Here is a 13,638-nt window from a genome sequence, read left to right as displayed (position 1 = left end):
TCAGTACGCCAGCACGCCGGCGGCATCGATGACTGTCTCGCTGTCACGCGACGCGGGTATGGCGCTGAACTCACGGTGCCGCACCAACAGCACGTGAATGTGTGCGTTACTCCAGGCACTGGCGGTATCGGCCAGGGAATGCTCGAGCAGGTCGGCGGGCAGCACCTCGATATTCGGTTCAACCAGTAGCAGCTTTACGCCCAGCTCCTTGGCCAACCGGCGGGCGATGCCCAGCGCGGGGCTTTCGCGCAGGTCATCGATATCCGCTTTGAATGCCAAGCCATAACAGGCAATTCGTACGTCATGCGCATACAAACCCGGTCGCCTGAACAACAGGTTCGCCACCGCCAGCTTGACCTGTTGGATGACCCATTGCGGTTTGCTGTCGTTGACCTCGCGCGCAGTGCGGATCAACCGCGCCAAGCCTGGCGTTTTAGCCACGATGAACCACGGGTCGACCGCAATACAGTGCCCGCCGACCCCTGGCCCCGGCTGCAGGATGTTTACGCGTGGGTGATGGTTGGCCAGGCGGATCAGCTCCCACGGGTCGATCTTCAACTGCGCGCAGATCATCGAGAGTTCATTGGCGAAGGCGATATTGACGTCGCGAAAACTGTTTTCCGTCAGCTTGCACATCTCGGCGGTGCGTGCGTCGGTGACGATGCACTGGCCTTTTACAACCTGCTGGTATAGCTGTGCGGCGGCGGCTGAGCAGGCAGCGGTCATGCCGCCGATAATCCGATCATTGGTGACCAGCTCGCGCAAGACATGGCCCGGCAATACACGCTCGGGGCAGTGGGCTATACGAATGTTGCTGGCTTCTCCATGGGTTGTAGGAAAGGTCAGGTCCGGGCGGGCATTGGCCAGCCATTGCGCCATGAGTTCGGTGGTGCCGACCGGCGACGTCGACTCCAGTACCACGAGGTCGTTCTTTTTCAGCACGGGGGCAATGGCACGACTGGCGGCTTCGATATAGCTCAGGTCCGGCTCACGGTTTTCCAGGAAGGGCGTGGGTACCGCAATCAGGAAGGCATCCGCGGCTTCCGGCCGGGTGGTTGCACGCAGGTAACCTTGGCTGACCACCGAGTGCACCAGGCGGTCCAGCTCCGGCTCGACGATATGCACCTGGCCACGGTTGATGATGCCCACGGTGCGCGGGTTGATATCCACGCCAACGACCTGCCGTTGATGGGCGGCAAAAATAGCGGCGGTAGGCAGGCCGATGTAACCCATGCCGATCACACATAGCTTCAAAACGCTCATGCCGCCGCCACGCTTTTGCTCCAGGTGGCGGCGAGTATTTCGCCAATGCGTTTGCACGCATTGCCGTCGCCGTAGGGGTTGTGGGCAGTGCTCATTGTTCGATAGGCCGCTTCGTTGCTGAGCAACTCTTTGAGGTGATGAGCAATGTTCGAAACCTCGGTACCCACCAGCCTGACGGTCCCGGCAGCGACTGCTTCGGGGCGTTCGGTGGTATCGCGCATCACCAGCACGGGTGTACCCAGCGCGGGTGCTTCCTCCTGGATGCCGCCGGAGTCGGTGAGAATCAGGTAGGCGCGGGTCATCAAGTACACAAACGGCAGGTAGTCCTGCGGCTCGATCAGGTGCACATTGCTGATGCCCGCCAGCAGCCGTTGCACCGGCTCCTGCACATTCGGGTTCAGGTGCACGGGGTAAACGAAGGCGACTTGCGGGAAGCTGGCGGCGGTTTCAGCCAGGGCCTGGCAGATACGTTCCAGGCCGCCGCCAAAGTTTTCCCGGCGATGGCCTGTCACCAATACCATCCGCTGGCCGTGGGGCAGGAAGGCAAATTGCTGGTCCAGGCGGGTACGCAGTGGCGATGTCGGGGCGCGCAGTTTTTCTACCACACTGAGCAACGCATCGATCACCGTGTTGCCCGTCACATGAATACGCTCGGCTGCAGCACCCTCGTTGAGCAAGTTCTGCCGGCAGGTTTGAGTGGGTGCAAAATGCATCGACGCCAGGCTGCCGGTCAGGCGCCGGTTGCCTTCCTCGGGCCAGGGCGAGTAGAGGTCATGGGTGCGCAACCCGGCTTCGATATGCGCGACAGGTATCTGTTGGTAATAAGCTGCCAGGCTTGCGGCGAACGTGGTCGCGGTATCGCCATGCACAAGGATCACGTCCGGTTTGAAGTCCGCCAGTACGGTTTGCAACCCCTGAATAATGGCCGTCGTCACGTCCGTCAGGTTCTGATCGGCCTTCATGATATTCAGGTCATAGTCCGGCACCAGTCCGAACAGCTCAAGCACTTGATCCAGCATTTCCCGGTGTTGCGCCGTGACACATATTTTCGAGTGAAAACGGTCGTCGTTCGCGAGGTGGATAACCATCGGTGCCATTTTTATGGCTTCCGGGCGGGTACCGAAAATGGACAGTGTCTTGAGGGGCATGAGCATGGCTTCTTGTATAACGATCAATAAACGCTGCCCCTGAAACGCGGGTGCACAGCAGCCTTCAACGCAGTGCCAGGCGTGTGAGTGCGTGGAAACCGGGTCGTGTGGGGTGGGTTGAGTACGAAGGGGCGATTCTGCCCAACGGGGCGGCGGCCGACTACTGACCGTTCGGCTAGGTAAGAGGGGTTGGCGGGGTGGTAAAAACGCCAAAGCCGCCTTTAAGGCGGCTTTAGTGTCGGGTCAAAACGAGTGGGTTCAGCCCGCCAGCATCGGATAGGTGAACAGCCCGAAGTGCAGCAGGTTCAAGCCAAAGTGCGTGGCCACCGCCGCCCCTAACCCCCCGAAGCGATACGCCAGCCCATAACCGACCCCGGCGATGCTCGCCAGCAGCACCCAGTGCCAGCCTGCGCCGAGGTGCGCCAGGCCAAACAGCAGCGAGGCCAGCAGCAAGGCGAGGTTCTCGCCGTAGGGCAGGTGCTTGAAGCGCAGGCGCAAGCCGCCCTGGATATAGCCACGGAACAGGGCCTCTTCCACCAGGGTTACCAGCAGCAGGTTATTGAGCACCCACAGCCAGGCCTGTTCCGGCCATTTCGGTGCCCAACTGATCACGCCCAGCAAGGTGGCGCCGCCCAGCGCGGCGATGGCGGTGAGGGTCAGGGCTACGGCGGCGACGCAGATCGACAGGCGCAGGCTGCGCCGCGCCACGATCCACGGGCAGGCCAGCAGCAGCCAGAAGCCGATCAGCGGTTTGTCCTGGTTCAGGTACATCGAGAACGGCACCGCGTCGGCGGTAAAACGCTGCGAGCCGATGCCGCGCCCGTTGTAGAAGCCCGGCAGCCAGTGCATCGCCAGGCTCAAGGCCAGCACGATAAACAAGCCGTGTCCGAGGTAGCGCGCCCAAGGGGTGCGCTGCTGGCGCACGGCGTACCCGGCGATCAGCAGCAGGGCGACCGACACCAGCGCCAGCGCGCCCAGTTGCCCGTAGGCCAGGGCCAGCCCATAGCCGAGGGAGAGAAGCGCCAGGTACAGCCAGGGCAGTGCAATCATGGGTAATCCTTGGAAAAAACGGCTCGGCATTATAGCGACGGCTCGCCCCGCTCAACGTGAAAACTCCTCCACGCAAAACCCGTTGGGCAAGTGATTGCAAAACATGTCGCGGGCTGGTTATAGTCCTCTGGTCTTTCTCCCTTCAAAAAGATCAGCACATGCCAGCTTCCCTGCGCATAGCGGTAGTCGATTCAGCGGTCAACGCTGCAGTCGTGCCGTGCGCGAACAAGCAGCCTGCGCAGATCAGTCACTACCCCCCACCTGTCAGTAGCACGCCGGTGTACGCAGTCGTATCACCGCCGGGTGTTGGCATTTCGGGCTGATCAGCGCGTTGCTGGTCCCCTCTGCCTGCCTGAAAAACTACTGAATCTCAGCAATTGCTGAATCGGCTTTTTTTGCCTGATTACAGGTGGTAACCATGTCTGTTGTTTCGAAACAATCCGTGGCCGCGGCGGCCTCGACGAGCCTGTTTGTCTTGCTGTGGAGCAGCGGGGCGATCTTCTCCAAACTGGGCCTCGCGCATGCTTCGCCCTTTGCCTTTTTGCTGGTGCGTTTTGCCATTGCCCTGGTTGGGCTGGTCATCCTCGTGCCGATCCTCAAGTTGCAATTGCCACGCCCCGGCAAGCCCATGCTGTATGCGGCGGCGACGGGGTTGGTGTTGCTGGGGGCATACCAGATTTTTTATCTGCTGGCCCTGGACCTCAAAGTCACTCCGGGGGTGATGGCGACCATCATGGGCGTGCAGCCGATCCTTACCGTGGTGCTGATAGAGCGCCGGCGGTCATTAAGTCGGATGTTCGGCCTCGGCCTGGGCTTGGCGGGGTTGATCATGGTGGTTTACCAGGGCATCGGGCTGTCGGGCATGTCCCTGGCCGGGATGGTGTTCGGGCTGCTGGCCCTGGCGAGCATGACCTTCGGCTCGATCATGCAGAAGCGCATCACCGACAACCCCCTGGGCACGCTGCCGGTGCAATACCTGGCGGGGCTGCTGCTGTGTTCGGTGTTCGTGCCGTTTCAGCCGTTGCACTTTGAACACAGCAGCGGCTTTTACCTGCCGGTGCTGTGGATGGGCCTGGTGGTGTCGTTGCTGGCGACACTGTTGCTGTACCGCCTGATCGCCCGGGGCAACCTGGTCAATGTCACCAGCTTGTTCTACCTGGTGCCGGCAGTAACGGCGGTGATGGACTACCTGATCTTCGGCAACCGACTGGCGCTGCTGAGCCTGCTGGGGATGGGGTTGATCATCATTGGCTTGGTATTTGTGTTTCGTAAACGTTGATTGACCGGCCTAGGCGCCGCACTGGCGCCTAGGCTTTTTTCGGCCGCAACACTAGCCACAATGCCCCCGCAATCAACACCCCGCCATACACGTGCGCCATGGACAGCGGTTCATCCAGCAGCAGCGCGCCCCACAGTACGCCGAACGGCGGAATCATGAACGTCACGGTCATGGACTTCACCGGGCCAATGGACGAGAGCAAGCGGAAGTACAGAATGTAGGCCAGCGCCGTACACACCAGCCCCAACCCCAGCAGCGACACCCACACCTGCCAACCGCCCCAGCTCGCGGGCGGATGGCTGATGGCGCTGTAGGCAAAAAACGGCAGCAGGAACAGGGTGGCGCCGAGCATGCTGCCCAGCGCTGACAGGCGACTGTCCAGCCCACCGCGCTGGTCCAGCCAGCGCCGTGCGAGGAAACCGGCAAAGCCATAGCAAGTGGTGGCGAGCAGGCAGGCGAGGGCGCCCATCAACAGTTCCAGGTCAAACGCTACCGGGCCGGCGCGGGTGAGTACGCCAACACCCAACAGGCCCAGGCATACCCCGGCGACCTTCGAGGCGGTCATGCGTTCGTGGAAAAACAGCCCGCCAATCAACACACCCATCAATGGCGTGGTGGCATTGAAGATCGCCGAGTAACCCGCCGGCAGCACTTGGGCCGCCACTGAATACATGGTCGCCGGGATGCCGGAGTTGATCACCCCCAGCAGCAGGACTGTGTTGAACTTGCCCTGGAAATCCCAGCTCACGCGCAGCATCGCCAGGATCACCAGCAACCCGGCGGCGGCAATCGACACGCGGAAAAACGCGGTCGGTACCGCGCCGATTTCCGGCGCGATGATGCGCATGAACAGAAAGCTCGCGCCCCAGATGGCAGCGAGCCCCAGCAGGTACAGGGTGTCGACGGGTTTCACGGAAAAGTCCTAGGAAATTAAGCCCGCGAGTGTTGCCCAGTGGCCTGCCCGACACAATCACTGTTTACAGCACAAACCGCGTGACCATGCCATTCAGGTCCACCGCCAGGCGCGACAGCTCCTGGCTGGCGGCCGAGGTCTGCGTGGCGCCGGCGGCGGTTTGCGTGGACAGGTCGCGAATGTTCACCAGGCTACGGTCCACATCCCGCGCCACCAATGCCTGCTGCTCGGCGGCACTGGCGATTACCAGGTTGCGTTGGCTGATCTGCGAGATGGCGGCGGTGATTTTTTCCAGCGCGCTGCCGGCGCTGTTGGCGCGTTGCAGGGTTTGGCCGGCATGTTCGGCGCTGCTGTTGAGCGCTTCGACGGTGTCCTGGGTGCCTTGCTGGATACCGTTGATCATCTGCTCGATTTCTTCGGTGGAATCCTGGGTGCGCTGTGCCAGCGAACGCACCTCGTCGGCCACCACCGCAAACCCACGCCCGGCTTCACCCGCACGCGCAGCTTCAATCGCCGCGTTGAGCGCCAGCAGGTTGGTTTGCCCGGCAATGCCACGGATCACTTCCAGCACCTTGCTGATGTCCTGGGCCTGCACCGCCAGGCCTTCGGCCTTGTTGGAGGCGCCGAGCACTTCGTCCACCAGGTTCTGGATCGAACTGATGGTTTCGCTGATCTGGTAGTGGCCGTGCTTGCTGTCTTCATCGGAAGCCTTGGACGCTTCGGCGCTGGACACCGCATTGCCCGCCACTTCGTCGACGGCCGCGCTCATCTCGGTCACGGCGGTGGCGGCCTGTTCGATTTCGTCGTTTTGCGCTTGCAGGCCACGGGTGCTTTGTTCCATCACCGAGCTCATTTCTTCGGCGGCAGAGGCCAGCTGTTGCGCCGACTCGCTGATGCCACGGATAGTGCTTTGCAGCTGGGTCTGCATAGTGGCCAGGGCGGTGAGCAAGTGGGCGGGTTCGTCGTTGCCGCTGACGGCAATCGGCTGGCTCAAGTCGCCGGCGGCGATGGTGCGTGCCACGCTCAAGGCCTGGCTAAGGGGGGCGGTGATGCTGCGGGTCAGCAGCCACGCCAGCAGCAGGGTGGTGATCAGCGCGGCCACGATGATCACGCCAACAACCCACTGTGCGTTCGTATACATTTGTGCCGCCGCGTCGGCGGCGGCTTCCACGCCTTTCTGATTGAAGGTGATCAGGTCTTCCAGGCTCTTGTTGAGGATCACCCCTTGCGGGGCCAGGCGGTTGTTGAGCAGGTCGATTGCGTCCTGCTGCTGGTCCTTGTCCACCAGGGCGATCATCTGCGTGACGATGTTGAGGTAGCTGGCCACATTGGTTTTCACCTGCGTGAGCATCTCGCGCTCGTCGTCATTGCTCAGCAGGGTTTCGTGGCGCTCGAGCAGGGTTTGCAGCTCGCTGCGATGGCGGGTGAGCAGGCTTTTGCTGCTGTCACGAATTCGCGATTCATCGGTCGTGGCCATGCGCAAGGCCTCCAGACGGATGCTGGCCACGAAGGCCGCACTGTCATGGATATTCTCGATGCTCGGCATCCACGACTCTTCGATGACCAGCGCGCTTTCCCGCAGCTTGGCCATCTGGCCCAGGCCAAACAGGCCGACAATCACCAGCAAGCTGGCCAAAACCGCAAAACTCAGACTGGCGCGCAGACCGATCCGCATGTTCCTCAATGACATCTCAATGCTCCTTGGGCGATTAGAACCTGTTCCCGGATCGGTCTTTTGACCTTGTTAGGGTGGGAAAGGGCGCGCTATATATCAAAGTGCCATCAAGGTGTTAATCAGGGTTTCCCTTAGTTGGATCCAAAGTTCGACTATGAGACTGCTTTCAGCAGGGCTGGCGGTTTTCCTGGCTCACGCTGACAAGCCACGGCCGTGAAGGCCTGTGGTTAAAACGGCATGCGAGTTTTTGGTGCGTTTATTGACCGGGCGGTCGAAATAAAAAAATTGAAAGTAAATGTACAAACTGAACGAAGTTGTACAACGCAGCGCCAAAGATGGCCCTTCTCCTGCCCCCCTACACTGGCTAAGCTCAGGGCTTCCAGATGCCCGTAGAGGTTTGCCGCATGTCGCCAGCCACGCCCGCCCTCGCCATTGCCCGTACGATCCTCGAAGGGTTCGACGATTACCGCGAACACTTCCGCCAGATCACCGATGGCGCCCGTGAGCGTTTCGAAAAGGCCCAGTGGCAGCAGGGCCAGGCAGCCTCGGCGGCGCGCATCAACCTGTATGAAGAGAAAGTCTTTGCGGTGACCAGCGGCCTGCGTGCCCGTTTCGATGAGGCGGACCTGCTGGATATCGACCTCTGGCCCCTGGTGAAAAGCGCCTACATCGGCCTGATCGACCTGCGCTTTGACGATGAACTGTCCGAGACCTGGTACAACTCGATCTTCTGCGGCCTGTTCAGCCATGACCTGATCAGCGACGGCTGCATGTTCATCCACACCACCCGCCCGAGCCTGCGCCGCGCGCGGGCCGCGCAAACCCGCACCTACGCGCCGGCCGGGCAGATCGCCGAGATGCTCGCGCAAATTTTTGCCGACTACCGTTTCAGCGAGCCCTATGCCGACCTGGCCGCCGACCTGCAGCGCCTCGAAGTGCAGCTGCGCGAGAACCTGCCCGACTGGGTGTGCAAAGACCCGGACCTGGGCGTCGAGCTGTTTTCCTCGGTGCTCTACCGCAATAAAGGTGCGTACCTGGTAGGCCGCATCTACACCCGCGACGAACAATGGCCGCTGGTGATTCCGCTGTTGCACCGCGAAGGGCGGGGCATCCAGATCGATGCGCTGATTACCGACGAAGCCGAGGTGTCGATCATCTTTTCGTTCACCCGCTCCTACTTCATGGTCGACGTGCCGGTGCCGGCGGAATTCATCGGTTTTCTCAAGCGCATCCTGCCGGGCAAGCACATCGCCGAGCTGTACACCTCGATTGGTTTCTACAAGCACGGCAAGTCGGAGTTCTACCGCGCGCTGATCAACCACCTGGCGACCACCGACGACCAATTCATCATGGCCCCCGGCGTGCGCGGCATGGTCATGAGCGTGTTTACCCTGCCGGGTTTCAACACCGTGTTCAAAATCATCAAGGACCGTTTTTCGCCGTCGAAAAACGTCAACCGCGCCACGGTCATCGAGAAATACCGCCTGGTAAAGAGCGTCGACCGCGTGGGGCGCATGGCCGACACCCAGGAGTTTGCCGACTTCCGTTTCCCCCTGAGCAAATTCGAGCCCGACTGCCTGGCCGAATTGCTCGAAGTGGCCGCCGGCACCGTCGAAGTCGAGGGCGACACCGTGCTGATCCGCCACTGCTGGACTGAACGGCGCATGACCCCGCTCAACCTTTACCTGGAAAACGCCAACCCCGCCCAGGTGCGCGAAGCCCTGGAAGACTACGGCCTGGCGATCAAGCAACTGGCGGCGGCGAATATCTTCCCCGGCGACATGCTGCTGAAGAACTTCGGCGTCACCCGCCACGGCCGCGTGGTGTTCTACGACTACGACGAAATCTGCTTTCTCACCGAAGCCAACTTCCGACACATCCCCGCACCGCGCACCCCAGAGGATGAAATGGCCTCCGAGCCCTGGTATTCCATCGGCCCGCTGGACGTGTTCCCGGAGGAGTTCCCACCGTTCCTGTTTGCCGACGCCGGCCAGCGCAAGCTGTTCGATGAGCTGCATGGCGAGCTGTACAACGCCGATTACTGGAAGGGCCTGCAGGCAGCGATTCGCGCCGGCAAGGTGATCGACGTGTTCCCCTATCGCCGAAAAGACCCGCTTTAAGCTGCACACACATCCATGTGGGAGGGGACAAGCCCCCTCCCACATTTACATCGCCGTCTGCCAGATAAGCTGCTTTTCTGCCACACTTGCCGGCCGTGCATAAATCGACGACCCGCAAAGTACCTGATGACCGACCAAGCGCCCACTATCGACCAACTGCTGAAGAACCTCGATCACGCCATGCTCGCCGACCGCCACCGCTTGCGGCGCCAGTTGCTCGAGCTGCGCAAGAAGCCCGATGAGGACAAGCTGGCGCAGTGGGTCACGCGCATGCAAGCGTCCTGCGCCCAGGTCACGGCGCGGCGCGCCAGCCTGCCGCTGATCCGCTATGACGACAGCCTGCCCATCGCCGCCAAGCGCGACGAGATCAAGGACGCGTTGCTCAAGCACCAGGTGCTGATCATTGCCGGCGAAACCGGTTCGGGCAAGACCACCCAGCTGCCGAAAATCTGCCTGGAAATCGGCCGTGGTCAATACGGCCTGATCGGCCACACCCAGCCGCGCCGGATCGCCGCGCGCAGCGTCGCCAGCCGTGTTGCCGAAGAACTGGCCACGCCACTCGGCGCGCTGGTCGGCTACCAGGTGCGTTTCGAAGACCAGAGCGACTCCAACACGCTGATCAAGCTGATGACCGACGGCATCCTGCTGGCGGAAACCCAGAACGACCGCTACCTGGAACGCTACGACACGATCATCGTCGACGAAGCCCACGAACGCAGCCTGAACATCGATTTCCTGCTCGGCTACCTGAAAACCCTGCTGCCGCGCCGCCCCGACCTGAAAGTCATCATCACCTCGGCGACCATCGACCTGGAGCGCTTTTCCAAGCACTTCGACGATGCGCCGATCGTGGAGGTGTCGGGCCGTACCTTCCCGGTGGACACCTGGTACCGCCCGCTGACCCTGGAGCAGGACGAGGAGGGCAACCGCGTCGAGGACGACTTGACCGTCGACCAGGCGATCCTCGCCACCCTCGATGAAATCGCCGCCTATGAGCGCAGCGAGCGCCGCAGCCCTGGCGATGTGCTGGTGTTCCTGCCGGGCGAGCGCGAGATTCGCGACGCTGCCGAGATGCTGCGCAAGGCCCAGCTCAAGCACACCGAAATCCTGCCGCTGTATGCGCGCCTGTCACCGGCCGAACAGCAGCGCATTTTCCAGTCCCACCCGGGCCGCCGCGTGGTGCTGGCGACCAACGTCGCGGAAACCTCGCTGACCGTGCCGGGCATCCGCTACGTGATCGACAGCGGCACCGCGCGCATCAGCCGCTACAGCTACCGCGCCAAGGTGCAACGCCTGCCGATCGAGGCGATTTCCCAGGCCAGCGCCAACCAGCGTAAAGGCCGTTGCGGGCGGGTCGAGCCGGGCATCTGCATCCGTTTGTACAGCGAAGAGGACTTTATCGGGCGCCCGGAATTTACCGACCCGGAGATCCTGCGCACCAACCTCGCCGCCGTGATCCTGCAGATGCTGCACCTGCGCCTGGGCGAAATCACCGATTTCCCGTTTATCGAGCCGCCGGACGGCAAGGCCATCAGCGACGGTTTCAACCTGCTGCAAGAGTTGTCCGCCGTCGACCGCAACAGCCAGCTCACCCCGCTGGGCCGCCAGTTGGCGCGCTTGCCGGTGGACCCGCGCATGGGCCGCATGTTGCTTGAAGCCGCCAAGCTGGGCAGCTTGCAGGAAGTGTTGATCGTGGCCAGTGCCATGTCGATCCAGGACCCGCGCGAGCGCCCACCGGAGCGTCAGCAAGCTGCCGACCAGGCCCACGCCCAGTGGAAAGACCCGGATTCGGATTTCGCCGGGCTGGTCAATCTATGGCGCGGTTTTGAAGAGCAACGCCAGGAACTGACCGCCAGCCCGCTGCGCAACTGGTGTCGCAAGAACTTCCTGAATTACCTGCGCCTGCGCGAGTGGCGTGATTCCCATCGCCAACTCAGCCTGATCTGCCGCGACATGCAATTGACCGTCAACAAAGAGCCGGCGGATTTTGCCAAGCTGCACAAGGCGGTGCTCTCCGGGTTGCTCAGCCAGATTGGCCAGAAAACCGAAGACGGCGACTACCTCGGCGCGCGTCAGCGGCGCTTCTGGATCCACCCGTCGTCCGGCATCGGCAAAAAGCGCCCGCAATGGCTGATGACCGCCGAGCTGGTGGAAACCACCAAGCTCTATGCGCGCATGGTGGCGAAGATCGATGCCGACTGGATCGAGCCGCTGGCCGGGCACCTGATCAAGAAGAACCACTTCGAACCGCATTGGGAAAAGAAGCGCGGCCAGGTGGTGGCGTTTGAGCAGATCACCCTGTTCGGGCTGATTGTGGTGGGGCGTCGGCCGGTGCATTACGGGCCGATTGATCCGCTGGTGTCGCGCGAACTGTTTATCCGTGAAGGCCTGGTGCGTGGCGAGATTCAATCCCGGGCCAAATGCCTCACGGCCAACCAGCAGTTGCTGGAACAGCTCGACGAACTGGAAGCCAAGGCCCGCCGCCGCGACATCCTGGCCGATGAAGAAACCCTGTACGCCTTCTACGATGCGCGCCTGCCGGCAGAGATCCACCAGACGGCGACCTTCGACAGCTGGTACAAGGTCAACAGTCAGAAAGACCCGCAATTGCTGATCATGCGCGAAGAAGACGTGCTGGCCCGCGAGGCCAGCGAGGTCACCGCCGCGCATTACCCGGACACTCTGCACCTGGGCGACCTGGCGCTGGCCCTGAGTTATCACTTCGAGCCCAACCACCCGCGCGATGGGGTGACCCTGCGCGTACCGGCGCCACTGTTGCCGGCGTTACCGCCGGAGCGCCTCGAGTGGCTGGTGCCGGGGGTGATCGAAGCCAAGTGCATCGCCCTGGTGCGCAACCTGCCCAAGGCGCTGCGCAAGAACTTTGTGCCGGTGCCGGATTTCGTCAAGGCCGCGTTGCAACGCATCGAATTCGGCCAGGGCTCGTTGCCCCAGGCCCTGGGCCGCGAATTGCTGCGCATGACCGGCGCGCGGGTCAGCGATGAAGCCTGGGCCGAAGCCGCCCAGCAGGTGGAAAACCACCTGAAGATGAACCTCGAAGTGGTCGACGCCCAGGGCAAGTTCCTCGGCGAAGGCCGCGACCTGGCCGAGCTGACGGCGCGTTTTGCCGAAGCCAGCCAGGCCGCCCTGGCCGTGCCGCAGACCGCGAAAAGCCAGCAACCGGTGGAAGCCAAGGTGTTTGCCGCGGTGGCCGAAACCACCCAGCAAAATATTGCCGGCCTGAAAATGACGGTTTACCCGGCGCTGGTGGAAGAAAACGGCACGGTCAAGGAAGGGCGCTTTTCGACGGCCGCCGAGGCCGAGTTCCAGCACCGCCGCGCCTTGCAGCGCCTGCTGATGCAACAACTGGCGGAACCGGCCAAATTCCTGCGCGGTAAATTGCCTGGTCTGACTGAGTTGGGGCTGATGTACCGCGAGCTGGGGCGCATCGACGCATTGGTCGAAGACATTCTGCTGGCCAGCCTGGACACCTGCGTACTGGAAGGCGAAACCAGCCTGCCACGTGACGGTGCCGGCCTGGCAGCCCTGGCGGAACGCAAGCGCGGCAGTTGGAGCGAACACGCCGAGCGCCTGGCGCGCCTGACCCTGGAAGTGCTGAAGCTTTGGCACGGCCTGCAAAAGCGCTTCAAGGGCAAGATCGACCTGGCCCAGGCCGTGGCCCTGAACGACATCAAGCAACAGCTGAGCAACCTCGTGTACCCCGGTTTTGTGCGCGAAACCCCGGCGCAGTGGTTCAAGGAATTGCCGCGTTACCTCAAGGCCATCGAGCTGCGCCTGGAGAAGTTGCCGAGCCAGGTGCAAAAAGATCGGGTCTGGAGCAGCGAGCTGGGAGGGTTATGGGCGCAGTACCAGAACCGCCTGAACAAGCATGCCCAGGAAGGCAAACGCGACCCCGAGCTGGCGCTCTACCGCTGGTGGTTGGAGGAATATCGGGTGTCGTTGTTTGCCCAGCAGTTGGGCACCAAAGTGCCGATTTCCGATAAGCGTTTGAGCAAGCAATGGAGCCAGGTCGACGCCTGAATCCTTTCCCGGTTTCCCAGGCAAAGCAGGTCCAAATGTGGGAGGGGGCTTGCCCCCGATAACGGTCTATCAGTTACAGAGTCTGTGTCTGACACACCGCTTTCGCGAGCAAGCCCGCTCCCACATTAAAATGGGCTTGTCGGGGATATGGC

8 protein-coding genes are annotated in these 13,638 nt (G+C 62.1%); 3 read left to right on the top strand and 5 right to left on the bottom strand.

Features of this window, described 5'->3' with window-relative positions:
• The 3 genes from wecC to CXQ82_RS22925 form a co-directional block, all read right to left on the bottom strand.
• Positions 1 to 1,263: a UDP-N-acetyl-D-mannosamine dehydrogenase gene (gene wecC / locus CXQ82_RS22935; RefSeq protein WP_101272425.1), complete on the bottom strand. Its 1,263-nt coding sequence runs from the start codon at positions 1,261 to 1,263 to the stop codon at positions 1 to 3.
• The gene (wecB, locus tag CXQ82_RS22930) at positions 1,260 to 2,411 is read right to left on the bottom strand and encodes a non-hydrolyzing UDP-N-acetylglucosamine 2-epimerase (RefSeq protein ID WP_101272424.1); all 1,152 of its coding nucleotides are present in this window, start codon (positions 2,409 to 2,411) and stop codon (positions 1,260 to 1,262) included. Before wecB ends, wecC begins: the two co-directional genes overlap by 4 nt.
• A gap of 258 nt (positions 2,412 to 2,669) precedes the next feature.
• The gene (locus CXQ82_RS22925) at positions 2,670 to 3,461 is read right to left on the bottom strand and encodes a type II CAAX prenyl endopeptidase Rce1 family protein (protein WP_101272423.1); all 792 of its coding nucleotides are present in this window, start codon (positions 3,459 to 3,461) and stop codon (positions 2,670 to 2,672) included.
• Positions 3,462 to 3,879: 418 nt separating this feature from the next.
• On the opposite strand from CXQ82_RS22925, the gene CXQ82_RS22920 reads away from it, so the two are divergent.
• Positions 3,880 to 4,740 (top strand): DMT family transporter, encoded by an 861-nt coding sequence (locus CXQ82_RS22920; protein ID WP_101272422.1) that lies wholly within the window; start codon positions 3,880 to 3,882, stop codon positions 4,738 to 4,740.
• Positions 4,741 to 4,768: 28 nt separating this feature from the next.
• On the opposite strand, the gene CXQ82_RS22915 is transcribed toward CXQ82_RS22920, so the two are convergent.
• Together CXQ82_RS22915 and CXQ82_RS22910 are read right to left on the bottom strand one after the other, a co-directional pair.
• Complete coding sequence (locus CXQ82_RS22915) at positions 4,769 to 5,653, bottom strand: DMT family transporter (protein WP_101272421.1); 885 nt, start codon at positions 5,651 to 5,653, stop codon at positions 4,769 to 4,771.
• A gap of 64 nt (positions 5,654 to 5,717) precedes the next feature.
• Positions 5,718 to 7,328: a methyl-accepting chemotaxis protein gene (locus CXQ82_RS22910; protein ID WP_371917369.1), complete on the bottom strand. Its 1,611-nt coding sequence runs from the start codon at positions 7,326 to 7,328 to the stop codon at positions 5,718 to 5,720.
• Positions 7,329 to 7,732: 404 nt separating this feature from the next.
• On the opposite strand from CXQ82_RS22910, the gene aceK reads away from it, so the two are divergent.
• Complete coding sequence (gene aceK, locus CXQ82_RS22905; protein ID WP_101272419.1) at positions 7,733 to 9,448, top strand: bifunctional isocitrate dehydrogenase kinase/phosphatase; 1,716 nt, start codon at positions 7,733 to 7,735, stop codon at positions 9,446 to 9,448.
• A gap of 126 nt (positions 9,449 to 9,574) precedes the next feature.
• On the top strand, positions 9,575 to 13,486 hold the full coding sequence (hrpA, locus tag CXQ82_RS22900) for an ATP-dependent RNA helicase HrpA (protein WP_101272418.1): 3,912 nt from the start codon (positions 9,575 to 9,577) through the stop codon (positions 13,484 to 13,486).
• The last annotated feature ends 152 nt before the right edge of the window (positions 13,487 to 13,638 follow it).

Source organism: Pseudomonas sp. S09G 359 (assembly GCF_002843605.1).
Taxonomy (GTDB): domain Bacteria; phylum Pseudomonadota; class Gammaproteobacteria; order Pseudomonadales; family Pseudomonadaceae; genus Aquipseudomonas.
Note: the sequence above shows the minus strand (reverse complement) of the source record. Positions and strands in the feature narration are given on the sequence as shown.